At 71.9% G+C, this 22,414-nt stretch carries 22 protein-coding genes and 1 pseudogene; 13 read left to right on the top strand and 10 right to left on the bottom strand.

The window, feature by feature from the left end; genetic code table 11:
• Position 1 precedes the first annotated feature (1 nt).
• Positions 2-565 (bottom strand): TIR domain-containing protein, encoded by a 564-nt coding sequence (locus ACLJQM_RS20570; protein ID WP_247023584.1) that lies wholly within the window; start codon positions 563-565, stop codon positions 2-4.
• Positions 566-746: 181 nt separating this feature from the next.
• Between ACLJQM_RS20570 and ACLJQM_RS20565 the strand changes: the two genes are divergently transcribed.
• Positions 747-1,718 carry an SEFIR domain-containing protein gene (locus tag ACLJQM_RS20565; protein WP_247023585.1) on the top strand — a complete coding sequence of 324 codons (972 nt, stop codon included), beginning with the start codon at positions 747-749 and terminating at the stop codon, positions 1,716-1,718.
• Positions 1,719-2,289: 571 nt separating this feature from the next.
• On the opposite strand, the gene ACLJQM_RS20560 is transcribed toward ACLJQM_RS20565, so the two are convergent.
• Both ACLJQM_RS20560 and ACLJQM_RS20555 read right to left on the bottom strand, forming a co-directional pair.
• Positions 2,290-3,234 (bottom strand): zinc-binding dehydrogenase, encoded by a 945-nt coding sequence (locus tag ACLJQM_RS20560; protein ID WP_410632404.1) that lies wholly within the window; start codon positions 3,232-3,234, stop codon positions 2,290-2,292.
• Between the two features lie 48 nt (positions 3,235-3,282).
• Entirely contained in the window at positions 3,283-3,909 is a 627-nt protein-coding gene (locus tag ACLJQM_RS20555) for a TetR/AcrR family transcriptional regulator (protein WP_247023588.1), read from the bottom strand.
• Positions 3,910-3,988: 79 nt separating this feature from the next.
• On the opposite strand from ACLJQM_RS20555, the gene ACLJQM_RS20550 reads away from it, so the two are divergent.
• The 6 genes from ACLJQM_RS20550 (at position 3,989) to ACLJQM_RS20525 (ending at position 10,372) form a co-directional block, all read left to right on the top strand.
• Positions 3,989-5,293, top strand: a complete 1,305-nt coding sequence (locus ACLJQM_RS20550) for a cytochrome P450 (RefSeq protein ID WP_410632403.1) — start codon at positions 3,989-3,991, stop codon at positions 5,291-5,293.
• Positions 5,290-6,180 (top strand): alpha/beta fold hydrolase, encoded by an 891-nt coding sequence (locus tag ACLJQM_RS20545; protein WP_410632402.1) that lies wholly within the window; start codon positions 5,290-5,292, stop codon positions 6,178-6,180. Before ACLJQM_RS20550 ends, ACLJQM_RS20545 begins: the two co-directional genes overlap by 4 nt.
• A gap of 67 nt (positions 6,181-6,247) precedes the next feature.
• Positions 6,248-7,111, top strand: coding sequence for an SDR family NAD(P)-dependent oxidoreductase (locus ACLJQM_RS20540; protein WP_410632401.1), 864 nt, complete (start codon positions 6,248-6,250; stop codon positions 7,109-7,111).
• Positions 7,108-8,583: a flavin-containing monooxygenase gene (locus ACLJQM_RS20535; RefSeq protein WP_410632399.1), complete on the top strand. Its 1,476-nt coding sequence runs from the start codon at positions 7,108-7,110 to the stop codon at positions 8,581-8,583. The genes ACLJQM_RS20540 and ACLJQM_RS20535 overlap by 4 nt, the downstream gene beginning before the upstream one ends.
• Positions 8,584-8,616: 33 nt before the next feature.
• The gene (locus ACLJQM_RS20530) at positions 8,617-9,483 is read left to right on the top strand and encodes an NAD(+)/NADH kinase (RefSeq protein WP_410632398.1); all 867 of its coding nucleotides are present in this window, start codon (positions 8,617-8,619) and stop codon (positions 9,481-9,483) included.
• Between the two features lie 142 nt (positions 9,484-9,625).
• On the top strand, positions 9,626-10,372 hold the full coding sequence (locus tag ACLJQM_RS20525) for a DUF998 domain-containing protein (RefSeq protein ID WP_410632397.1): 747 nt from the start codon (positions 9,626-9,628) through the stop codon (positions 10,370-10,372).
• Between the two features lie 327 nt (positions 10,373-10,699).
• On the opposite strand, the gene ACLJQM_RS20520 is transcribed toward ACLJQM_RS20525, so the two are convergent.
• The gene (locus ACLJQM_RS20520) at positions 10,700-11,053 is read right to left on the bottom strand and encodes a DNA polymerase ligase N-terminal domain-containing protein (protein ID WP_410632396.1); all 354 of its coding nucleotides are present in this window, start codon (positions 11,051-11,053) and stop codon (positions 10,700-10,702) included.
• Positions 11,054-11,157: 104 nt separating this feature from the next.
• Between ACLJQM_RS20520 and ACLJQM_RS20515 the strand changes: the two genes are divergently transcribed.
• From ACLJQM_RS20515 to ACLJQM_RS20505, 3 genes are all read left to right on the top strand, one after another.
• Complete coding sequence (locus ACLJQM_RS20515; protein ID WP_410632395.1) at positions 11,158-11,592, top strand: Fur family transcriptional regulator; 435 nt, start codon at positions 11,158-11,160, stop codon at positions 11,590-11,592.
• Positions 11,589-13,112, top strand: a complete 1,524-nt coding sequence (locus ACLJQM_RS20510) for a catalase (protein WP_360769114.1) — start codon at positions 11,589-11,591, stop codon at positions 13,110-13,112. Before ACLJQM_RS20515 ends, ACLJQM_RS20510 begins: the two co-directional genes overlap by 4 nt.
• 73 nt (positions 13,113-13,185) lie before the next feature.
• Positions 13,186-14,154, top strand: a complete 969-nt coding sequence (locus ACLJQM_RS20505) for a YdcF family protein (protein WP_410632394.1) — start codon at positions 13,186-13,188, stop codon at positions 14,152-14,154.
• Here ACLJQM_RS20505 and ACLJQM_RS20500 read toward each other — a convergent pair.
• Positions 14,151-14,569, bottom strand: a pseudogene (locus ACLJQM_RS20500) (IS630 family transposase); the annotation flags it as partial. The gene ACLJQM_RS20505 and the pseudogene ACLJQM_RS20500 overlap by 4 nt on opposite strands.
• 200 nt (positions 14,570-14,769) lie before the next feature.
• Here ACLJQM_RS20500 and ACLJQM_RS20495 point away from each other — a divergent pair.
• Together ACLJQM_RS20495 and ACLJQM_RS20490 are read left to right on the top strand one after the other, a co-directional pair.
• Positions 14,770-15,603, top strand: coding sequence for a hypothetical protein (locus tag ACLJQM_RS20495; RefSeq protein ID WP_410632393.1), 834 nt, complete (start codon positions 14,770-14,772; stop codon positions 15,601-15,603).
• The gene (locus ACLJQM_RS20490; protein WP_410632392.1) at positions 15,600-15,932 is read left to right on the top strand and encodes a transcriptional regulator; all 333 of its coding nucleotides are present in this window, start codon (positions 15,600-15,602) and stop codon (positions 15,930-15,932) included. Before ACLJQM_RS20495 ends, ACLJQM_RS20490 begins: the two co-directional genes overlap by 4 nt.
• 8 nt (positions 15,933-15,940) lie before the next feature.
• Here ACLJQM_RS20490 and ACLJQM_RS20485 read toward each other — a convergent pair whose 3' ends face one another.
• The 5 genes from ACLJQM_RS20485 to ACLJQM_RS20465 all read right to left on the bottom strand — a co-directional run bounded on the left by ACLJQM_RS20485 (position 15,941) and on the right by ACLJQM_RS20465 (position 21,379).
• A complete protein-coding gene (locus tag ACLJQM_RS20485) occupies positions 15,941-16,831 on the bottom strand; it encodes a helix-turn-helix domain-containing protein (RefSeq protein WP_410632391.1) in 891 nt (296 codons plus the stop codon).
• Positions 16,832-16,890: 59 nt separating this feature from the next.
• Entirely contained in the window at positions 16,891-17,694 is an 804-nt protein-coding gene (locus tag ACLJQM_RS20480) for an SDR family oxidoreductase (RefSeq protein ID WP_410632390.1), read from the bottom strand.
• Between the two features lie 112 nt (positions 17,695-17,806).
• Positions 17,807-19,027 (bottom strand): glycosyltransferase, encoded by a 1,221-nt coding sequence (locus ACLJQM_RS20475; protein ID WP_410632389.1) that lies wholly within the window; start codon positions 19,025-19,027, stop codon positions 17,807-17,809.
• 520 nt (positions 19,028-19,547) lie between these two features.
• Positions 19,548-20,381 carry an SDR family NAD(P)-dependent oxidoreductase gene (locus ACLJQM_RS20470; protein WP_410632388.1) on the bottom strand — a complete coding sequence of 278 codons (834 nt, stop codon included), beginning with the start codon at positions 20,379-20,381 and terminating at the stop codon, positions 19,548-19,550.
• Entirely contained in the window at positions 20,378-21,379 is a 1,002-nt protein-coding gene (locus ACLJQM_RS20465) for an alpha/beta hydrolase (RefSeq protein WP_360769135.1), read from the bottom strand. Before ACLJQM_RS20465 ends, ACLJQM_RS20470 begins: the two co-directional genes overlap by 4 nt.
• Before the next feature lie 377 nt (positions 21,380-21,756).
• Here ACLJQM_RS20465 and ACLJQM_RS20460 point away from each other — a divergent pair, with 377 nt between their 5' ends.
• Complete coding sequence (locus ACLJQM_RS20460) at positions 21,757-22,413, top strand: hypothetical protein (RefSeq protein WP_410632387.1); 657 nt, start codon at positions 21,757-21,759, stop codon at positions 22,411-22,413.
• Position 22,414: the final 1 nt, after the last annotated feature.

Here is a 22,414-nt window from a genome sequence, read left to right as displayed (position 1 = left end):
GTCAGAACCTCGGCATCCGCGCCGGCTTCGACGGCTCGGGAGCCGGCGTCAGCACCGGCCAGTCCGCCCGCCAATCCGGCGCTCGTTCGATGAGTTCTTCCAGTTCCTTGGCGATTTCCGCGATCTTGTGGTTGAACTCGAGGTACGCCGGCGCCAGCTGGAAGTGCTCGAACGGGTGGTTCCACTGCTGCAGGTCGCGCATGCGCCGCTCGTGGGCCCAGTCCGGGAAGTTCCGGGAGTCGCAGAAGATCACCGGGTAGATCAGCGGCCCCGCGGTCAGCTCCTCGCGCTTCGCCATGGAGTACCACTCCGCCAGGCACCATTCGTCCCGGAAGTACTTCGGCGAGCACACCGGAACCAGGACGCGGGTGTGCTGCAACGCCGTGCGCCATTCGACCGGCCAGCTGGTCCCGGTGGGCACGCGGTCGTCGCAGAATATCCGCGCGTCGCGGTAGAGGTTGTTGTCGAGCACTTCCGAGAGCCGCGGGTGGAAATGGTTTTTCACCCACGCGGAAATGTCCCGGCCGGTGCGTTGGTAGCTGATGAACACGTCGTACTCGTACACGCGTGCGCTCGCTCCTTCACCGCTCCCCACCAGGCAACGGCCATCCTAGGCCGGGCCGGAGCGGCCGGGAAAGGCGGGAAACTGGACAGAATCATGCCAGTACCTGGCCACCACTGGACAATATCTCCGGCCCACTCGAAAACCTTGACAAACGCCGAACCGGCGGATAATCGTTTTGCCGATGACCGACCGTGAAGCGCCCCGGGTGTTCGTCACCTACGCGCACGACACCCCAGAGCACAAGGAACTCGTGCACCGCTTCGCGTCGTTTTTGCGCGTCGGGATCGGCCTGGACGTGCACCTCGACGCCTGGTACGACAACAGGCGCCGGGACTGGTCGTTGTGGGCCACCGAAAACCTGGAGAAGGCGGACTTCATCCTCGTCGTCGCCTCCCCCGACTACAAGCGCCGCGCCGACGGCACCGCGATGCCGCACGAGGGCCGGGGGTCCCAGTTCGAGACGGCGATCATCCGCGACAACCTCACCCGGGATCTGCGCCGGGAGACCGAACGCGTGCTTCCCGTCGTCCTGCCCGGCCGTTCGATCGACGAGATCCCGGCCTTCCTCAACGCGTACTCGACGACGAGGTACTCGATCGACGAGTTCACCGAAGCCGGCGTCGCCGACCTGATCGCCGCGATCACCGGGCAGGGCCAGTACCCGATGCCCCGCCGCGGGACTTGGCTCGGCGGGACCCGCGAGCCGCGCGAAGTGCCCGCGGGCGAGCTGCCGTGGCTGTGCGCCAGCAACGGCGTCCGCCGCGGTCCGGCGTCGATCGGCGGCACGCACTACGAGGAGAGCATCGTGCTGCGGCCGACGTCGCCGACGGCGACCGGAACCGGGTTCGTCGAACTGGAGCTGGGCGGGAACTACCAGCGGTTCAGCACCGTCGCGGGCGTCCCCGACGACGCCAGGGACGAGTTCCAGGTCGGCCGGGTCCGGGTGGTGCTCGACGGGACCCCGCGCGCCCAGCACGACGTCACCGCCGGGAAGCCGGCCGCCATCGACCTCGACGTCACCGGCGCGCGCCTGTTGCGCGTGGAGATGTCCCGCCCGGGCGCCGCGACGTCGCCGTTCGGGTCGGCCGCCGTCGTGGTCACCCGGCCGGGGCGGCCGCCCGAGCTCGCGCTGGGCGACCCCACCATGACCTAGACGAGTAATGCGTAGTTCGTTCAGTGGTCGTAAGCGGTCAGGGATCGGGTGATGGGCCGGCTGGTGGCGCGGTTGTGCCGGATGGCGGCGGTAAGTGCCAGGAAGCGTCGGGCGACGCGGGCTTGCGGTTGCGGTAGGACGGACGAATCAGCCGGACCCCGCACTCGGTGAGGTAGTGGTCGCAGATCGCCATGAGCAGCCGCGGTCCCCAGAACCAGCGCGAGTGTGAACGGCAGAAGCCGTACTTGGCCCAGCCGGCCAGCTCCTAACGCTTGACCGTGGGCCGGGACCGGCCACTCCACCGGGGTCCACAGGTCGGTGTCGGCCGCCAGCCAGCGCGTGACGAGCTTGATCGGTGGCAGTGCGGCACGCAGGCGGCGGTTGTAGCCGGATTGGCCGGGCAGGAACCGTAGCCGGCGGGCCTCGGAGGCGCCGGCCGGTGAGGTGGTCGTCGATCTTGACGTGGAGTGCGGTGAGAAGGGTGTTCAGGTCCGTCGTCACAAACGGACCTTGGACACCCTTCGTCCGCCTCCGGTCACCACCCGGACTTACGCATTACTCACCTAGCCGCTCACGGGGTGATGACCACCTTCAACGCCGAGTTCGCGGCCGCGTTGGCGAAGACCTCGTACGCCTCCTCCATCTCACCGAACGTGAACCGGTGCGTGCCCATGTGCTCGGCCGGGATGCGGCCCGACGCCACCATCTTCAGCAGCGTCGGGATCGAGACCGTGTCGACCAGGCCCATCGTCAGCGTCAAGTTCCGGATCCACATCTCCTGCATCGGCAGCTCGACCGGCACCCCGTGGACGCCGATGTTCGCGATGCGGCCACCCGGACGGACCAGGGAGGCCGCCGTGCGCAGGGTTTCCGGGTAGCCGACCGCTTCGATCGCCACGTCCACGCCGAGGCCGTCGGTCAGGCCCAGCACATCGGCGCGGGTGTCCGGGCCGGCTTCGAACGCGTCCGTCGCGCCGAACTCCAGTGCCTTCTCGAGGCGGAACTTGTCGGAATCCACGGCGATCACCTTCGCTGCGCCCCAGAGCCCGGTCGTCAGGATCGCGGCCAGGCCGACCGCGCCGGCGCCGACCACCGCCACCGTGTCGCCCGGGCGGACGCGGCCGGCCAGGACGCCGACCTCGTAGCCCGTCGGCAGCGAATCCGCGAGGAAGATCGCCTGTTCGTCGGTGACCTCCGGCGGCACCGCGTAGAGCGAGGTGTCCGCGTACGGCACCCGCACCAGCTCGGCCTGCGTGCCGTCGATGAGGTGGCCGAAGATCCAGCCGATCCCGCCGACCGTCTGACAGTGCGACGGCATCCCGCGCCCGCACTGGGTGATGGCTGGCACGAGCACCCGGTCCCCCACGGCGAACGCGCGCACGGCGTCCCCGATCGCCGTCACCGTGCCGACCGCTTCGTGGCCGAGGATCCGGCCGTCGGTGACCGCGGCGACGTCGCCCTGCAGGATGTGCAGGTCGGTGCCGCAGATCGTGGTGGTGTCGACGCGCACGACCACGTCGGTCGGCTCCTGGACGGCGGCGTCCGGGCCCGGCCGGTTCCGACGCTAAGACCCGGAAACCGGCCCGGCTGTCGCAATTCGAGACACGTCCGGCCCCAGCAGCGCGATCGACGCCCGCACCGCCACCTCGGTGACGTCGCCCGCGCGGCCGCCGTCCTCGACCGTGGTCGCGATCAGCTCGCGCAGGCCGCCCAGCAGGATCACTGCCACCTGGCGGGACGGCGGGCTGATCCCCGCCGCGCGCAACGACGCCGTGTCCGTGAGGCGCTGGGTCATCGCGATGAAGCCCTCCATCGCGTCGCGCTGCAGGTCGCGGGCCGCGGCGCCGAGGGCGGGGACGTCGCGGATCCAGCTCAGCGTGATCGCCGGCTCGGACTCCGCGCACGCGATCCACGCCTCGATCGCCTGGCGCACCTGCAGGGACCACTGCGCGGCGGGGTCGACCGCGTCGGAGATCTGCTGGATCATCGCGCGGTTCGCGTCGGCCAGCAGCGCGATCAGGCACTCTTCGCGACTCGAGAAGTGCTCGTAGAACGTCCGGCGGGAGGTGCGGGCGCGGCGGACGACGTCGGCCACCGTCGTGTCGCGGAAGCCGGTCTCGGTGATCGACGCGGCCAGGCCGTCCAGCAGGCGCTGGCGGTGCCGGCGGGTGTCGACGTCCACAGCGGTCACCCCTTCCTCTTGAAACCGGATGGTACACCGGCGTACCGTACCGACGGTACGGTCGCGTACCACCTTTCCGGGAGGGTCGATGACGACCATGACACGCCTCGCGACGCTGCCGCCGGGGCCGGCCGTGCCCCGCGCCGTCCAGGGCGCCTACGCGCTCACCCAACCGTTGCGGGGCATGCGGCGGCTCAAAGAGCGCTACGGCGACGCCTTCACCGTCGACGTGCCGATCTTCGGCAACGCCGTCGTGCTCGCCAATCCCGCCGAGATCAAACAGCTCTTCACCGCCGGCCCCGACCTCGTCGACAACCTCGAAGTCAACCTCGGCCGCGTGCTCGGGCCGCGGTCGCTGTTCGCCCTCTCCGGCGACGAACACAAGCGGCAGCGCAAGCTCCTCGTGCCGCCCTTCCACGGCCGCCGCCTCGCCGCCTACGAGCGGATCGTCGAGGAAGAAACCGTCCGCGAGCTGGCGAGCTGGCCGGAGGGGAAGGCCTTCGCCACGCTGCCGTCGATGATGCGGATCACGCTCAACGCCATCCTCCGCGCGGTGTTCGGCGCCGAGGGGGCCGAGTTCGCGCAGCTGCGTGAGCTGCTTCCGCCGTTCGTCACGCTCGGGTCGCGCCTGGCCGTCCTGCCGATCCCGAAGAAGGGCCGCTTCAACCCGTGGCGCCGCTTCGAACGGATGCGCCGCGAGTACGACGCGATCGTCGACCGGCTGATCGCCAAGGCCCGCCCGGACGGCGACGACGTCCTCGCGATGATGCTGCAGACCCGCTACGACGACGGCTCCGGGCTCACCCGCGAGGACATCGCCGACCAGCTCCTCACCCTGCTCACCGCCGGGCACGAAACCACGGCGACCACGCTGGCCTGGGCCGTCGAACGCCTTCGCCGCCACCCCGCGCTGCTGGCCGAACTCGAAGCCGGAGTCGAGGCGGACGACGGGAAGCTCCTCGACGCGACCATCCTCGAGGTCCAGCGCAGCCGTCCGGTCATCGACCTCACCGCCCGCCAGGTCAAGCAGGACGGCTTCCGGCTCGGCCGCTGGACGCTGCCGAAGGGCTACAACGTGCTGGTCAGCATCGCGCTGGTCCACGACGACGACGCCGTCTTCCCGCACGCGGCCACCTTCGACCCGCACCGCTTCGAAGGCGCACGCCCGGATCGCTACCAGTGGATCCCGTTCGGCGGAGGCACCCGCCGCTGCCTCGGCGCCGCCTTCGCCACCATGGAGATGACCGTCGTGGTGCGGACGTTGCTGCGGGACTTCACCCTCGTGCCGACGACCGAGCCCGGCGAACGCTGGCACTCGCGGGGCGTGGCCTACGCCCCCGCCAAGGGCGGCCGCGCCATCGTGCGCCGCCGGAGCACCGGAGGAGATTCGTGACCGAACAGACCGCCGACGTCGGCCGGGGCATTTCCCTGGTGTACGAACGGATCGGGGACACCGGCGCCGAGCCCCTGGTGCTCGTCGCCGGCCTCGGCCAGCAGCTGCACAGCTGGCCGGACGCCTTCTGCAAGCAGCTCGCCGAGCGCGGCTTCGAAGTCGTCCGCTTCGACAACCGCGACGCCGGGCGCTCGACGCACCCGCGCTTCCGGCCGCCGAGCCTCGCCGGCATGCTCGCCGGGCGGTTTCCCGAGCAGCAGTACGACCTGCTCGACATGGCCGCCGACACCCTCGGCCTGTTCGACGCCCTGGACCTCGAAACCGCGCACATCGCGGGCGTTTCGATGGGCGGCATGATCTCCCAGACCGTCGCCGCGCGGTACCCGGACCGGATCCGCACCCTGACGTCGATCATGTCGACCACCGGGTCGCGCCTGCTCGGCCGTCCCGCGCTCTCGACGTTGCGGATGATGGGCGCGAAGCCGCCGAAGTCACGCGAAGAGGCCGTCGAAAGCGCGGTCCGGATGTTCCGGCACATCGGGTCGCACGGCTTCCCGTTCGACGAAGCCTGGGTGCGCGAGACAGCCGGGACGGGCTGGGACCGCGACCCGACGGCCGGCGGCGTCGGCCGTCAGCTCGCCGCGATCATGAAGTCCGGCAACCGGACCCCGCTGCTGCGCAAGATCACCGCGCCCACGCTGGTGATCCACGGTGACCGCGACCGGATGGTCCACCCGACCGGCGGCGGCGCGACCGCCCGCGCCATCCGCGGCGCCCGCCGCGAAACCATCGCCGGCATGGGCCACGACCTGCCCGAAGGCGCGTGGCCCACGATCCTCGACCTCATCGACAAGCACGCGAGGAGCAGCGATGTCACGGCCCCGTAGTGCCGATCCGACCGAAAGCAGACGGAAACGGTCCGCAGCCGATCCGCACGAGGCAACGGTTTCCGCCGTGACTGCCGCCGGATCGGCACGCAAACGACACAGCCTTGTCGGCAGGCCGGTGGTCATCACCGGCGCGGCCTCCGGCATCGGCCGCGCGCTGGCCACCCGGCTCTCCCGGCTCGGCTCGCCGGTCGCGCTGGCCGACGTCGACGCGGACGGCCTGAAGGCGACCGCCGCCGCCCTGCACGGCCGGGTGCTCACCCGGGTACTCGACGTCCGCGACGCCGAAGACCAGCTCCGCTTCGCCGCCGAAGTGCGGGACTGGCTCCCGGCGCCGCTGGCCGCGGTGTTCAACAACGCCGGGGTCGCGGTCACCTCGAGCGTGCTGGACGCGGTGGCCGAAGACGACGACTGGCTGCACGACATCAACTTCCACGGCGTCGTGCACGGCACGCGCGCGTTCCTGCCGATCCTCGTCGAGCAGGGCGAAGGCGCGATCGTGAACACCTCCAGCGTGTTCGGCCTGCTCGGGATGCCGAACCAGAGCGCGTACTGCGCGGCGAAGTTCGCGGTCCGCGGTTTCACCGAATCGCTGCGGCAGGAACTGCACGGCTCCGCGGTCCGCGCGATCACCGTGCACCCCGGCGGCATCACGACGAACATCGCGCGCAACGCCCGCGTGCGCCGCGATCCGGCCGGGCTCGGCCGCAGCCGCGAGGAGATGGCCGCGCAGTTCGAGGCCATGACCATGACCTCGCCGGACAAGGCGGCCGCGATCATCCACGCCGGCGTCGACCGCGGGAAGGCCCGCATCCTGGTCGGCCCGGACGCCTACCTGTTCGACGCGCTGGCCCGCATCACCCCCACCCACTACAACGCCGTGCTTTCGCGTGTGATGAGGCGCCCGCGGCGGAAGGAGGCCGTCCGATGACCGAGCACGTCGAAGTCCTGATCGTCGGCGCCGGGCTGTCCGGTGTCGGCGCGGCCCACCACCTGCGGACGGCGTTCCCGCGCAAGACGTACGCGATCCTGGAGGCCCGCGACGCCATCGGCGGCACCTGGGACCTGTTCCGCTACCCGGGCGTCCGGTCCGATTCGGACATGCAGACCCTCGGCTACCGGTTCCGGCCGTGGACCGACGCGAAGGCCATCGCGGACGGCCCGTCGATCCTGCGCTACGTCCGCGACACCGCGGCCGACGCCGGGATCGACCGGCACATCCGGTTCGGGCACAAGGTGGTCCGCGCCGAATGGTCCACGGAGGACGCGTTGTGGACGGTCGAGGCGGTGCACGACGGGAAACCCGTCGAGTTCACCGCGAAGTTCCTTTACCTGTGCAGCGGCTACTACGACTACGCGGGCGGCCACACGCCGGAGTTCCCGGGCCTCGAGAACTTCGGCGGCACGGTCGTGCACCCGCAGCAGTGGCCCGAGGACCTCGACTACACCGGCAAGAAGGTCGTCGTCATCGGCAGTGGCGCGACCGCCGTGACGCTCGTCCCGGCGATGGCCGAGCGCGCCGGGCACGTGACGATGCTGCAGCGCTCCCCCACCTACATCCTTTCGCTGCCGTCGGAGGACGCGCTGGCGAACCGGTTGCGCGGGCTGCTCGGGCCGAAGCTGGCGTACCCGATCGCGCGCTGGAAGAACGTCGCCGTCAGCACGCTGATCTACCAGCTCAGCCGGCGCCGCCCCGGCGTGGTCAAGGCGATGATCCGCAAGGCCGCGATGAAGCAGCTGCCGCCCGGGTACGCCGTCGACACCCACTTCAAGCCGCGCTACCAGCCCTGGGACCAGCGGCTCTGCCTGGTGCCGGACGGCGACCTGTTCCGCTCGATCAAGCGCGGCGACGCCTCGATCGCCACCGACCGGATCGCCTCCTTCACCGAGCGCGGCATCCGGCTGGAATCGGGCGACGAGCTCGAAGCGGACGTCGTGGTCACCGCCACCGGGCTGAAGCTGCTGGCCTTCGGCGGGATCGACCTGGTCGTCGACGGCGACCCGGTGAAGCTGCCGGAAACCATGGCCTACAAGGGCATGATGCTCAGCGGGGTGCCGAACTTCATCTTCACGATCGGGTACACGAACGCGTCCTGGACGCTCAAGGCCGATCTGGTCGGCGAGTACTTCGTCCGGCTGCTGCGCCACCTCGACCGCACCGGGCACGACCAGGCCGTGCCGGTCAACGACGACCCGGCGGTCACCGAGCGGCCGCTGCTGGACTTCGACGCCGGGTACGTGCTGCGGTCGATCGACGAATTCCCGAAGGCGGGTTCGCGGGCGTCGTGGCAGCTGGGCATGAGCTACGCGCACGACGTCGTCAAGCTCCGGCACGGGCGGATCGACGACGGCGCGCTGCGGTTCTCGCGACGGCGGGCGGGAGCGGGCAGACTGGGCGCATGACGCTCGGAACCGCCCCCGCCCGGGGCCGCTGACATGCACTCCGCGGGACTGGTGCTGCACCCCCGCCGCGACTCGGCGGCCGCCGTCGAAGCCGTGCTCGGCTGGGCGGGCAACCGGGGGATCGAAATCCTCGGCATCGAGGACGAGATCGTCCGGCTGGACTGCGCCGCGATCGGCGTGACGCCCGAAGAGCTCGGGCGGCGCGCCGACCTCGTGGTCAGCCTGGGCGGCGACGGCACGATGCTGCGCGCCATGCGGCTGGCCGACGGGCAGCGCGCGCCGGTGCTCGGGGTGAACCTCGGCAAGCTCGGCTTCCTGGCCGAGGTCGACGTCCCGGACCTGCCGGGCGCGCTCTCGGCGATCGACGACCACCAGTTCACGGTCGAGCCGCGGCTGGCCGTGGACGCGGTGCTCGCCGGGCGGCGGATCACGGCGTTCAACGACATCGCGGTGGTGCGCGTGCCCGGCGACGGCAGCGCGGTGGTCGCGGTCCGCGTCGGCGGGCAGCAGTTCGTGAGCTACTCGGCGGACGCGGTGGTCGTGGCGACCCCGACCGGCTCGACGGCGTACAGCTTCTCCGCCGGCGGCCCGATCACCAGCCCGTCGGTCGAAGCGCTGCTGGTCACGCCCGCGGCGCCGCACTCGGCGTACAGCCGGGGCATCGTCCTCTCGGTGCACGACGAGGTGACGCTGGAGCTGCTGCCGACCAGCGGGCGGCTCGCGGTGGAGGTCGACGGCCAGGTCGAGGGCTACGTCTCCCCCGGCGATCGCCTCGACCTGAGCGCCCGCCCGAGCGCGGCGCGGGTGGTCCGGCTCGGCATGACGACGTTCTACCAGCGCGCCCGGCGCAAGCTCCGGCTGACGGACTCGGCGGAGATCCCCGGCGACGGCGACCTCTGAAGACGTCACTTTCCCTACGAAAGCTCCGCCTGGGTGGCCTGGGTCACATCTCGGGTGTGTCGCGCTTGGATCACGGAATGGTCACGGGTAGCGTCCGCGACTTCGCCTGAACCAGCCGAGCCGTCCCGGAGTGTTTCCACGCATGCTGTGCCCTTCACCCGTCCGTCCGTCCCTGCGCGCCCGGCTGCTCGTCCCCGGAGCCCTGGCCGCCTTCGCCGGGGCCGTGGTGCTCCTGGCCGTGCTGCACCTCGACCGGCGGGTGGCGCCGCTCGACCCGGTGAGCACGATGCTCAGCGACTACGCGCTGAGCCCGGGCCGCTGGCTGTGGGACGGCGCGCTGCTGCTGACCAGCACGGGCTCGGCGTTGCTGCTGGTCGCGCTGTACCGCCGCGGCCTGCTGGCGAACCCGGCCCTGGTGGCGGCGAAGGCGCTGTGGTGCGTGAGTCTGCTGGCGGTGGCGGTGTTCGCGAAGGATCCGCAGGGCGGCGCGATCACGGCGACGGGCAAGATCCACCTGTACGCGTCGGCGGTGACGTGCCTGAGCCTGCCGGTGGTCGGCTGGGCACTGGGCCGCCGGCACCGCGACGACCCGCGCTGGCGCCGGTTCGCGGCCTGGTCGCGGCGGCTGGCGCTGGCGGCCATCCCGTTCTACCTGCCGTTCATCGTCCCGTTCGCGGTGAACGTCGTATTGGGCGGCCACCTGCCGACGGTGGCGACGGGCCTGGTGGAACGGCTGATGATGGTGCTGGAGATCGCGTTGCTGGCGGTGCTCGGGCAGTGGGCCCACCGCGCGATGCGCCCAGTTCAGGCGGGTGTGGGTTCGCCGTTGTCCGGCTGGCCGAGGCTGCCGGGGAACCGGGACGTGACGACCTCCGCGACGACGGCCTGAACGATGATTTCCCGCGACCGGATCGCGCAGCGGACGCCCTGCCGGAAGAGCCCGCCGTGCTCCCACAAGTGCAGCGGATCGACTTCCAGAAACGCCCTCGACCAGGTAGGCCGCGAACGACACCACGACCAGCAGGCCACCCTTGCCCACGTAGGCGCCCAGGTCCCACAGCGCCGCGAAGGCGCGCTGCGGAGGGCGGCTTTCCGGGAAGGGGTCCGCGACCGCGAGCAGCCACGCGAACCCGCTGGCGATCGGGGTGCGCACCTCGCGCAGCCCCGGCAGGAGTGAAGCCAGCACGCGGACGAGTCGCACGAAGGCGGTCGTTCGCTACGCCTCCGGCTGCTTCCGCGTCCGGTGCAGCAGCCAGTCGCGCTCGGTCCGGATCAGCGCGTACCGCACCGACGACGTCCGCCCGTGCAACGTGAACAAGATCCGCTTCTCCGTCCGGTCGTGCTCCTCCCACCACCCCGTGTCGGCGACCTTCTTCGTCTCGTCCTCGTACCCGAGGTGGTCGAGCGCGTGATCGGGGACGGCGACCGCGAGCCGGTTGCCGCGGGTGTCCGGTGGCAGTCCCCGAGGCACCGCCCACGACCGCAGCACGCCGTCTTCCTCCAGGCGGAGGTCGAAGTGGTGCCGCGGCCGCCAGTGCTCGTGCAGCACGAAAGCCGGTCGCTCGCTCATCACCCCACGATGCCAGAACTCCCGGCTTTTACCCGTTTTCCCGCGCGCCAAACAGTCCATCCGTGGACTTGACTCATTCCGAAGAAGCGCGCACGGTGGGGTCCATGAGCGATGTGACCACCGCGCTGCGGGCCGCCGGTCTGCGGGTCACCCAGCCGCGACGGGCGGTGCTCGCGTGGCTGGCCGGTCATCCTCACTCCACAGTGGACGAAATCGGCACCGGGGTCCGCTCGGTGCTGGGTTCGGTTTCCACCCAAGGCGTCTACGACGTCCTGGGCGCGTGCACGGAAGCCGGCCTGATCCGGCGGATCGAGCTGCCCGGACACCCCGCCCGCTTCGAACGGCGGGCCGGGGACAACCACCACCACGTCGTGTGCCGCTCGTGCGGGCGGACGGAAGACGTCGACTGCGTGGTCGGCGAAGCACCGTGCCTGGCCCCGGACGACGCGCACGACTTCTTGATCGACGAAGCGGAAGTGGTGTTCTGGGGCGTCTGCCCCGGCTGCCGCGCCACTCCGCGGAAAGAGACACCGCGATGACGCAGTCCCCTCCCGAACCGACCACCACCGACGCCGGGATCCCGGTCGAGAGCGACGAACACTCGCTCACGGTCGGCCCGGACGGCCCGATCCTGCTGCAGGACAGCTACCTCATCGAGCAGATGGCGCAGTTCAACCGCGAACGCGTCCCGGAGCGCCAGCCGCACGCGAAGGGCAGCGGCGCGTTCGGGCGGTTCGAGGTGACCGGCGACGTCAGCGCGTACACCAAGGCGGCGGTGTTCCAGCCGGGAACGACGACCGACCTGCTGATCCGCTTCTCCACCGTCGCCGGGGAGCGGGGCAGCCCCGACACCTGGCGCGATCCGCGCGGCTTCGCGGTGAAGTTCTACACCAGCGAAGGCAACTACGACATGGTCGGGAACAACACCCCGGTCTTCTTCATCCGGGACCCCTTGAAGTTCCAGCACTTCATCCGCTCGCAGAAGCGCCGCGCGGACAACAACCTGCGCGACCACGACATGCAGTGGGACTTCTGGACGCTGTCGCCGGAGTCGGCGCACCAGGTGACGTGGCTGATGGGCGACCGCGGCATCCCGCGGACCTGGCGGCACATGAACGGCTACAGCTCCCACACCTACATGTGGGTCAACGCCGCCGGTGAACGCTTCTGGGTGAAGTACCACTTCAAGACCGACCAGGGCGTGGAGTGCTTCACCCAGGACGAAGCCGACCAGATGGCCTCGGCCGACACCGACTACCACACGCGCGACCTGTACGAGGCGATCGAGCGCGGCGACCACCCGAGCTGGACGCTGAAGGTGCAGGTCATGCCGTTCGACGACGCCAAGACCTACCGGTTCAACCCGTTCGACCTCACGAAGGTGTGGCCGCACGGCGACTACCCGCTGATCGATGTCGGCCGGATGACGCTCGACCGCAACCCGACCGACCACCACACCGAGATCGAGCAGGCCGCGTTCGAGCCGAGCAACCTGGTGCCCGGCATCGGCGCCAGCCCGGACAAGATGCTGCTCGGCCGCCTGTTCTCCTACCCGGACGCGCACCGCTACCGGATCGGCGCGAACTACCGGCAGCTGCCGGTCAACGCGCCCGTCGCGCCCGTCCACAGTTACAGCAAGGACGGCGCGATGCGGTACACGAAGGTGTCCGACCCGGTGTACGCGCCGAACTCCAAGGGCGGCCCGCACGCCGACGTCGCCCGCTACGGCACCCCGGCGGGCTGGCACACCGACGGCGACATGGTCCGCACCGCCTACGCGCTGCGCGAGGACGACGACGACTTCGGCCAGGCCGGCACGATGGTCCGCGAAGTCCTCGACGACGAGCAGCGCGCGCGGCTGGTCGACAACATCGTCGGACACCTGCTCAACGGCGTGGGCGAGCCGGTGCTGACGCGCGCCTTCGACTACTGGCGCAACGTCGACAAGGACCTCGGCGACCGAATCGAGTCCGGTGTGCGCGCCAAGCAGGACGAGAAGGACCCGAAGGCCGCCGACCAGGGCAACCCGGCGCGCTCGAGCATGCAGCGCAAGGCTTAGCCCTCCCCGGAGCCGGCGGCGGCGCACGGGCTAGGTTGGACCTCCGCGCGGGGGAATAGCCAAGGAGGCCCGAGTGAACGTCGCCGGCGGGGTGCTGCCGGTCGCGGCCGCGGTGGCGCTCCTCGTGTTCGCGGTGCGGCTGGCGCGCGAGCCGCGGCGGCTCGGCAACGCCGTCTGGCTCGGCGTGGCGCTGCTGCTGACCGCGCTGTGGCTGCTGCGGGAAACCCCGGTGCTGGTGGCGGTGGCCGGCGCCGCGGTGGTGCTCGGCGCGCTGGTGCTGCCGGTCGCGCTGGTCGTCAACGGCATCCAGATGTGGCGGCGGGAAGGGCGCAGCACCGGGAACCTCCTGTCGCTCGGCCTCGGTGTCGGCCTCCTCGCGCTGGAAGCGCTGTTCTTCGTCCCGCTGGGGCGGTGGGGCTCGGCGCTGGTGGGCATCGCGGCCGTGCTCGCCTGCTACTTCGGGTTCCTGTTCCTGTCGCTGCTGGTGTATTCCGCGGTGTACAGCCGGATCGGACGGCGGGGCGGCATCGACGCGATCATCGTGCTCGGCTGCGGCCTGGCCGGGAATCGGGTGCCGCCGCTGCTGGCCGGGCGCCTCGATCGCGCGCTCCGGCTCGCCGCGCGGGAACCGGAGCCGCCACTGCTGGTGGTTTCGGGCGGGTGCGGTCCCGGCGAGACGGTCACCGAGGCCGAAGCGATGCACGCCTACCTGCGGGAGCGCGGGATCCCGGCCGAGCGGATCCGCCGCGAGGACCGGGCCACCACGACCGAGGAGAACCTGCGCTTCTCGGCGGAGCTGCTGCCGCGCGACGCCCACCGGGTGGTCGCGGTGACGAGCAGCTACCACGTGTTCCGGGCCGCGGTGGAGTGCCGCCGGCTGCACCTGCCGTTCCACGCGACCGGGTCGCCGACCGCGCGGTACTTCCTGCCGAGCGCGCTGCTGCGCGAGTTCGCGGCGCTGATCCTCCACTACCGCCGGACGACGATCGCGGCGTGCGCGGCGATCGCCGGCACCGGCTTGGTGCTGGCGTTCACGGCCTAGTGTCCTGAGTCGTCAATTCGTTGGCAGTGTGCGGCGAGAGTGTCGAGGATCTGGTCGGCGGTCTTGGTCCAGACGAAGGGCTTGGGGTCGTCGTTCCAGGCCTCGACGTCGGCTTCGAGTTCGGTGACGCTGCGGTGGGCGGATCGGCGGAGCTTGCGGTTGGTCAGCTCGGCGAACCAGCGTTCGACCAGGTTGAGCCAGGAGGCGCTGGTCGGGGTGAAGCGCACGGGGAAACGCGGGTGCTGCAGCAGCCAGTTCTTGATCGCCGGGGTCTTGTGTGTTGGCGTCGATGGTCGTGAGGAATTTGGAACTCCTGATGCCGGTGCCGTCGGTCGTGCTGGGCGATCACCGACCCGGTGGCCGGGTTCAGGGCGGCGAACAGGCTGGTGGTGCCGTGCCGCACGTAGTCGTGGGTCGGCATCACGGCACTTTAGACACTGACCACGAGATCAAGACTCAGGACACTGGACGTACCGGGCCATCCGCTCCTTCCTGCGCCGCGGCCGGTTCGCCGCCCGGCCCACGACCGCGCTTCCGCGTCACCCCCTCCGTGCGCTAGGTTCATCCGCAGATCTGGTTTGCCCAATAAACCAGTTACGAATCCGGGGAGCACACATGACCGATCTGCCGCCGGCCGCGCTGCTCGACGAGATGACGCGACTGCGCGCACGGACCCGGGCGGACCGGCACGCCTACGTCCCGCCGCTGCTGCTGTTCGGCGTGCTCGTGCTGCTGGCGCCGCTGTGGGCCGAGGGCGGGCCGCCGCGGTTCGGGCTCGCGGGGGTCTGGTTCGGGACGCCGTTGCAGCTGTACTGGCTGGCCGTGGTCGTCGGCGGGTTCCTCGCCACGGCCGCCTGGTACCTCTACCGCGGCCACCGCAGCGGGGTGCGGACGCCGATCCGCGGCTACCTCGCGATCGGGCTGGTCGGCGTCCTCGGCGTCTCGCTCGGGCTGCCGGTGGTGGAGTCCTTCGCCTACCGCGTCGCGCGGTCGCCGTACGCGCAGCCGTCGTTCACCGTCCCGGTGGCGGCCGTCGCCCTGCTGGCCGGCGCCGGGGTCCTGGGGCTGCGGACGCGGCTCGACGGCCGGGGCGCGCGCGGTGCGGCCACGGCCGCCACGATGGTCTGCGGCTTCGTCGTGCTGGCGATGCTCGACCTCGCGCTCGCGCCCGCCCGGCCGTACGCGCCGCTCCTCACGATCGCGCTCGGCCTGCTGGGGCTGGCGTGGCTGGAGCGCAGCCGGGTGCTCGGCGTCGTCAGCGGGCTCTTCGCGGCGTCAGCGCTGCTGGTGAACCTCTACAACGTGCAGCACGTCTTCTTCCACCTCGGCCTTTTCGCGCGCTACGAAGGGGAAGCGACGATGGCGTTCACGAACACGCTGCCCCCGGGGCTGGTGCTGCTCGCGGGCGGCGCCTTCGCGGCCTGGCACGAGCGGCGGCCGCGCGCATGAGCGAGCACCCCGCGGCCGGCCTGGACGAAACGGTCCACCAGCGGCACCGCCTCGGCATCCTCACCATCGCCGCCGAGGCCGGGAAGGTGGACTTCGGGTACCTGCGCCGGACGCTGGACATGACGGCCGGGAACCTGTCCCGGCACGTCACGATCCTCGAGGAGGCCGGGCTGATCGACGTCGAGAAGGGGTACGAGGGCAAGCGGCCCCGCACGTGGATCACGATCAGCCCGGCGGGCCGCAAGGCACTCGCCGCGGAGGTGGCCGCGCTGCGGGCGCTGGTGTCGGCGGTCGAGCGCGCGGTCCCGGTGCGGCCGCGCACGACCTGATCCGGGCGTCAGCCGGGTGCCTGCACCTCGGTCGCGGACCTCTCCCGGCCGGCCGCCCACGACGCCAGCAGGACCAGGCCGTCCGCGGTCGCCGTGCCGGCCGGCGCGGTGTAGACGTTCATGAGCAGGCCGGGTTCGGCGGGCAGCTCCATCGACTCGACGTCCAGGTCGAGCCGGCCCACCACCGGGTGGTGGATGCGCTTGCGGCCGGACCGGTGGAGCCGGACGTCCTGAGCCGCCCACCCCCGCCGGAACGGTTCACTGCGTGCCGAGAGTTCCTCGACCAGGGCGAGCAGCTCCTCGTCGTGCGGATCGCGGCCGGCTTCCATGCGCAGCTTCGCGGCCACATCGCGGGCGATCCGGTCGTAGTCGACGAAGAACGTTCTCGCCGCTTCGGGATCCAGGTACACGAACCGCGCGGTGTTCGCCGGCCGTCGCGGGCCGGCCAGCACCGGTGAATACAGCGCGCGGGCCAGGTCATTCACGGCCAGCACGTCGTAACGGCCGTTGCAAATCCACGCGGGCGCCTCGGTGATGGCGTCGAGCACCCGCTGAAGCGCCGGACGCACGGTCGCGGCGGGTCGCCGGCGGCGCGGACCGCCGGGCGCCCCGGACTGCCGCGCGAGGTGGAACAGGTGATCGCGCTCGGCCTCGTCGAGGTGCAGGGCGGCGGCCAGCGCGTCGAGGACCCCGTCGGAGGCGCCGGCGAGGCCGCCGCGCTCCAGCCGCACGTAGTAGTCGACCGACACCCCCGCCAGGAGAGCCACCTCTTCGCGACGCAGGCCTTTGACCCGGCGGTTGCCGCCGTAGGCGGGCAGTCCGGCCCGTTCGGGCGCGATCCGCGCGCGCCGCGAGCTCAGGAACTCCTTGATCTCGGTGCGCAGATCGATCTTGGCCACTCCCCCACCCTAGGCGCTGTCCGCGGGCGGAGGGAGGTACTGCGGGTACCCCGCGACGGCTAGGTACCGGTCGCGGTCGTGGCGATGCCGCCGTCGCTCGGGATGACGGTGCCCGTCAGGTAGGACCCGGCCCGGCTGGCGAGGAACACCGCGATTCCCGCCATGTCGTCGTCGCGGCCGAGCCGGCGCAGCGGGGCCTTCGCCGTGATCGTGTCGCCGACGGCGTCGAGCGTGGCCGCCATCATGTGCGACGGGAACGGTCCCGGGGCCACCGCGTTCACCGTGACGTGCTGGGGGCCCAGTTCCCTGGCCAGCACCCTGGTGAGCTGGTGGAGTGCTGCCTTGCTGGCGGCGTAGGAGTAGTTGGGCGACTCGGCGACGTGGATGGCGGCGATGCTGCCGATGTTGATGACCCGCGCGGGATCATCGGCCGTGCCCGCCCGGCGAAGTGCGGGGAGCAGCGCCTGCACCAGCCAGAACGGCGACTTGAGGTTGAGGTCGAGCACCGTGTCCCACGCCTCGTCCGGGAACGTCGCCAGCGGCTCGCGCCACATCGCTCCCGCGTTGTTGACGAGGATGTCCAGGCGGTCCGAGCCGGCCTGGACGAGATCGGCGAGGCGCCGGCACTCGCCGTGCTCGGACAGGTCGGCGGGGATCGCTCGGACGTCGCCGAATCCGGACAGCCGGCGCTGTGCCTCCGCGCACGTGTCCGCGTTGCGCGAGCTGATGACGACGCGGGCGCCGGCCTGCAGGAGGCCGCGCGCGATCATCATCCCGATGCCCTTGGTGCCGCCGGTGACGAGTGCGTACTTCTCGCTCAGGTCGAAAAGGCCTGAGTGGGTGGTGAACTGGTGGTCCGCCATGGGTTTTCCGTTCCTCCTGCCGTGGAAGCCGTGAGCCGGCTCACCCAGGTTCACAGGCGTCCCGGACGGCCGGGAGACCCTGGTGGGACAGGGACCGGGAGGACCCCTCTCGCTAAGCGCCCCGCAGCACCGAAACGGCGTGGGCGACCCCGTCCTCGGCGCGGAGCCGGGCGCCGACGTACTGCGCGCCGCGGCGGAAGAGCGGGTTTCCGGTGAGCTCCCGCAGCCGGGCGGTCAGCACTTCGACATCGAGTGCCTTGAGCGGCAACGGTTTCGGCCCCGCGCTGAGCCGCGAGACGCGGTCACCCCAGTAGGGCTGGTCGGAGAAGACCGGGCACACGAGCGACGGCACCCCGGCCCTCAGCGCCGCGGCGGTGGTGCCGGCGCCGCCGTGGTGGACGACGGCCGCGGTGCGCGGGAACAGCCACCCGTGCGGGACGTCGGCGACGGTCAGCAGATCGTCGTCGTCGAAGTCGCCTTCGGTGGCGAGGAGGCCGCGCAACCCCGCACGGCGCAAGGACGTCCGGACGGTCTCGAAGGTCTGTTCGGCTTCGGCCGGGCGCATGCTCCCGAACCCGACGTACACCGGCGGCGGGCCGGCGGCGAGGAAGTCGCGCAGCCGCGGGCCGGGGCGCCACGGACCGGCGTCGAGGAACCAGTACCCGGTGACGTGGACGTGCGCGGGCCAGTCCGGCGGCCGCGGCACGACGGCGCCGGAGAACCCGCACAGCACCGGGGCCCGCCGCCGCGGCCCCCGCGCTCCAGCCGCGGGCAGGCCGAGAGTTTCCCGGCGCCAGTGGTCGATTTCGGGACGCAGGAGCTGCCAGGCCAGAGCGTCGACCGCGGGGAAGCTCAGCTGACGGCCCCAGGGTCCGAGGCGTCCGGCCGCGGGGAGCAGCGGGTGCGCGAAGGCCCGGGTCGGCACGCTGGGCTGGTAGTGCAGTTCGGCGTTCGGGACGCCGAGGTGGGCGGCCAGGTGCGTACCGAGGAAGCCGAGGGTGGGCGCGAGGATCAGGTCCGCACCGGCGGCGCCGGTGTGGGTGTCGGCGAGCAGCCGGGTCAGGATCGGCCGGAGCACTTTCCGCAGCCCGCTCACGAACTTGTGCGGGCGCCCGGCGGTCCAGGCCCGACCGGCGGCCGAGCCGAGGACTTCACCCGGATCGGCGGAGAGCGGGGCGAAGGCAAGCCCGCGTGCTTCGATCAGCCCCCGAAATCCCGGCGCGGCGAGCACCCGGACCCGGTCCCCCGCGGCGGCGAGCCCCTGACCGAGCGCAACACACGGCTGGACATCCCCACGCGAGCCGGGCGCGACGATCACGACCAGGCGGCTCAACGGCCGACTCCGACGATGCGGTCCCCGACCACCGCGGACCGGGGTGGTGAGTCGCGGCACCCCGCCGCAGTTGGCCACGGCACGCCCTGCCTCACCATCCGGCCGCCACAGCCCGGCCGCCAGTCCGGCGCCACTGCCCCGCCGCCGCGGGTCGTCGCTTGGCCGCCGCAGCCAGGCCACCGGTCCCGCACTACCGCCCCGCCGCTGCGAGTCGTCGCCTGGCCACCACAGCCCGGCCACCAGCCCAGCGCCACCGCCCCGCCACCGCACGCATTCATCGCTTGGCCGCCGCGGCCCGGCGACCGGTCCCACGCCACCGCCCCGCCGCCGCGGGTCGTCACCTGGCTACAACAGCCCGGCCGCCAGCCCAGCACCACCGCCCCGCCGCCGCACGCGCTCATCGCCTGGCCACTCCAGTCCGGCCACCAACCCAACGCCACCAACCCGCCACCACACGCGCACATCGCCTGCCCGCCACAGCCCAGCGACCAGTCCCACGCCACCACCCCGCCGCCGCGGGTCATCGCTTGGCCGCCGTCAAGCGATAACGCAAGCGGAACGGCAGGTTCGCCAGAACCGCCGCCACCCGGGCGTCCGTGCCCACCAGGTACCGCGGTGCCGGGCGGCGGGCCGTCAACGCGCGGACCACCACCTCCGCCGCCCGGCGGGGCGGGACTCCCGTCCGCGCCGAACGGGCCGCACTCCGCTCCGCCGCCTCCAGCTGTGCCGCGTACCGCTCGAGGCCCGCCGCCGGAAGAGTCGCGCGCACCTGCTCGGCCGCCGCGCGGGCTCGGGGCCAGATCGGGGTCGCCACCGCGCCCGGCTCGATCAGGACCACCTCGATGCCCTCCGGGGCCAGCTCCGCGCGCAGGCTGTCCGTCAAGCCGACCAGCGCGAACTTCGACGTGTGGTACGGCCCCACCATCGGGCCCGCGATCCGGCCCCCGATCGAACCGAGCGTCACGACCCGCGCCGTCTCCGCGATACGCAGGGCCGGGAGCATCGCGCGGGTGACCGCGAGCTGGCCGGTGACGTTCACGTCCAGCTGCTCCCGGAACGCCTCCAGCGGCACGTACTCGAGCGGGCCGGGCCGCGCGAGGCCGGCGTTGTTCACCAGCCCTCGCACCGGTCCGCCGGCCGCGACGCGCTCGCCGCACGCCGTGATCGATGCCGGGTCGCGCAGGTCCATCCGCAGCACCGTGACCGCGTCGCCGTACGCGCGGGTGAGGTCCGCCTCGTCGCCGTCCGTGCGCACGCTCGCCCACACGTGGGCGCCGCGCCGGACCAGCTCCGCCACGCACGCGCGGCCGATGCCGCCCGACGCGCCCGTGACCACATAGGACACCCGCGTCACGACGCCGCCGCCAGCACCTGCAGCATCCGCGGCCACGTCTTGTGCAGCTGCTCCTGCCAGTACGCCCACTGGTGCGTGCCGGGCCCGTAGAGGTCGGTCGTGACCGGGACGCCGAGGGCGCGCAGCCGCCCGGCCATCGCCGTGGTCTGGCCGCCGCACAGGAATTCCAGGAGCATCGCGCCGGGCAGGACGTCGATCGGGAGCTGGGCGTCCAGCGGTCCGGGCAGGCCGTTGCCCGCGGAAAGGTACAGCTCGGTGCCGCGCAGGCGTTCGGCGTTCACCAGCGGGTCGTGCGCTTCCCAGCGCGCCGGTTCGCGGCGACGGTCGCCCCAGAGGGCCTCCGGGTCCAGGCGGGCGGAAGCGACGATCGCGTCCGTGAGCAGCTCACCGGTCGGGCCGGCCGGGTTGAGGTTCCCGCTGTAGGAGGCGGCGTAGCGGAACACGCCGGGCCGCCGCGCGGCGAGTTCGATCGCGCCGTAGCCACCGAGGGACAGCCCGGCGGCCGCACGCCGGCCGTCGCCGCGGTAACCGCGGTCGATCAGCTGCGGGAGCTCGACGGCGGTGAAGGTCTCCCACTGGTTCAGCGCGATGTCCTTGCCGTAGTTCCACCAGTCGCTGAAGAACCCCGCCGGCCCGGCCCCCGGCATCACGACCAGGACGCCGGCGTCGTCGGCCAGCCGCCGGACGTCGGTGTTGGCGCTCCAGCCGCGGTAGTCCTGCAACCGGGTCTCCCCGGCGAGCAGGTACACCGCCGGCCACGTCCGGTCCGGGTGCTCCGCCCAGTCGCGTGGCAGGATCAGCCGGACCATCGCGTAGGCCCCGACCCCGGTGGAGCGCACGGTGAGGTCGAGTACCCGCGCGTCACCGTCCACAGTGGTCTCGGCGACGACGTGCGAGCCGTCGTCGGCGCGTGGCCCGTCCGCCGCCGCGGCAGGGGTGCCGGGCAGCACGCACGCCACGGCCGCCAGCGCGGCGAGCCACCTCGAAGACATGCGCATACGCTTTCCTTTCCGAAGGTCCCGACGATGCGCCCAAGCTAAAGTCATCAGGCCGGAAAACGCAATTGTCTCGTCCGCCACACGACCGGACAATGTGAATTGCAGGCAAACAAACTCCCCCATACGGGTGAGCCGACGAGCACGCTCGGTCACCAAAGTCGGACGGACGTGCCAAAAACTCGCCGGTAACCTGCGATCCAGCAGGTCACGCCGTGTACACGAGCAGCGTTTACGGGATCTTGAGGCCCTTCCGGTAACCGATTTCTTGCCCTAGCCTCGCCCGTATCGCCGGGTTAGGCCGCCCTCGCCGCCGTCCCCGTCACGCGTCCCAGCGCCGGGACCCAAAAACCCCGAGAATGCTCCCGAAAGGGTCCACCATGGCTGCCCGGAATCGTTTCCCCCCGTTTCGAATCACCGCGCTCGCGGTCGCCGCCGCGGCGGCGTCCACCATTTCCGGACCCGCCGAAGGCGCGACACCCAGCCCGTCCCCGGTTCCGCCGGCCGCGCTGCTGCCGGCCGAAGCGATCCCCGCTCCCCCCGCACCGCGTGCCGGGTTCGACGTCGCCACCGCACTGTCCACTCTGGACGCCAAGGACGACGGCGGGTGCACGGACGTCGTGCACGGCAGGCTGCTCCGGGGCCCGGCCACCGGCCAGGGCTTCCAGACGGCGGTCCCGGGTGGGCAGGTGAGCGAACTGGTCGCGCGCACCCCGGACCCGCCCGATCTCGCCGCGTGGACCGCGAAACTCCGCCAGTGCGCGAGCGTGACCGTGGACGACCAGGACCTCCCCACCGTCTCGACGCTCACGACCGGGACCGCACCCGCCGTACCCGGCGCGAAAACCCTTTCCTACCAGCAGTTCCTGACGCTGCCCGGCCAGCCGGCCGAGCTGCCGGGACTGCGCCTGCGCACCGTCGCCGTCGCCGCCGACGACGTGCTGGTCGTGCTCCGCGACGCCGGCACGACCGACCTCGACCTCGACACCCTGGCCGTCGCCGCGTGGCAGCACGCGGCCGCGCGGCTGGGCCGCTAGC

Source organism: Amycolatopsis sp. cmx-4-83 (assembly GCF_046548815.1).
GTDB lineage: Bacteria > Actinomycetota > Actinomycetes > Mycobacteriales > Pseudonocardiaceae > Amycolatopsis > Amycolatopsis pretoriensis_A.
Note: the sequence above shows the minus strand (reverse complement) of the source record. Positions and strands in the feature narration are given on the sequence as shown.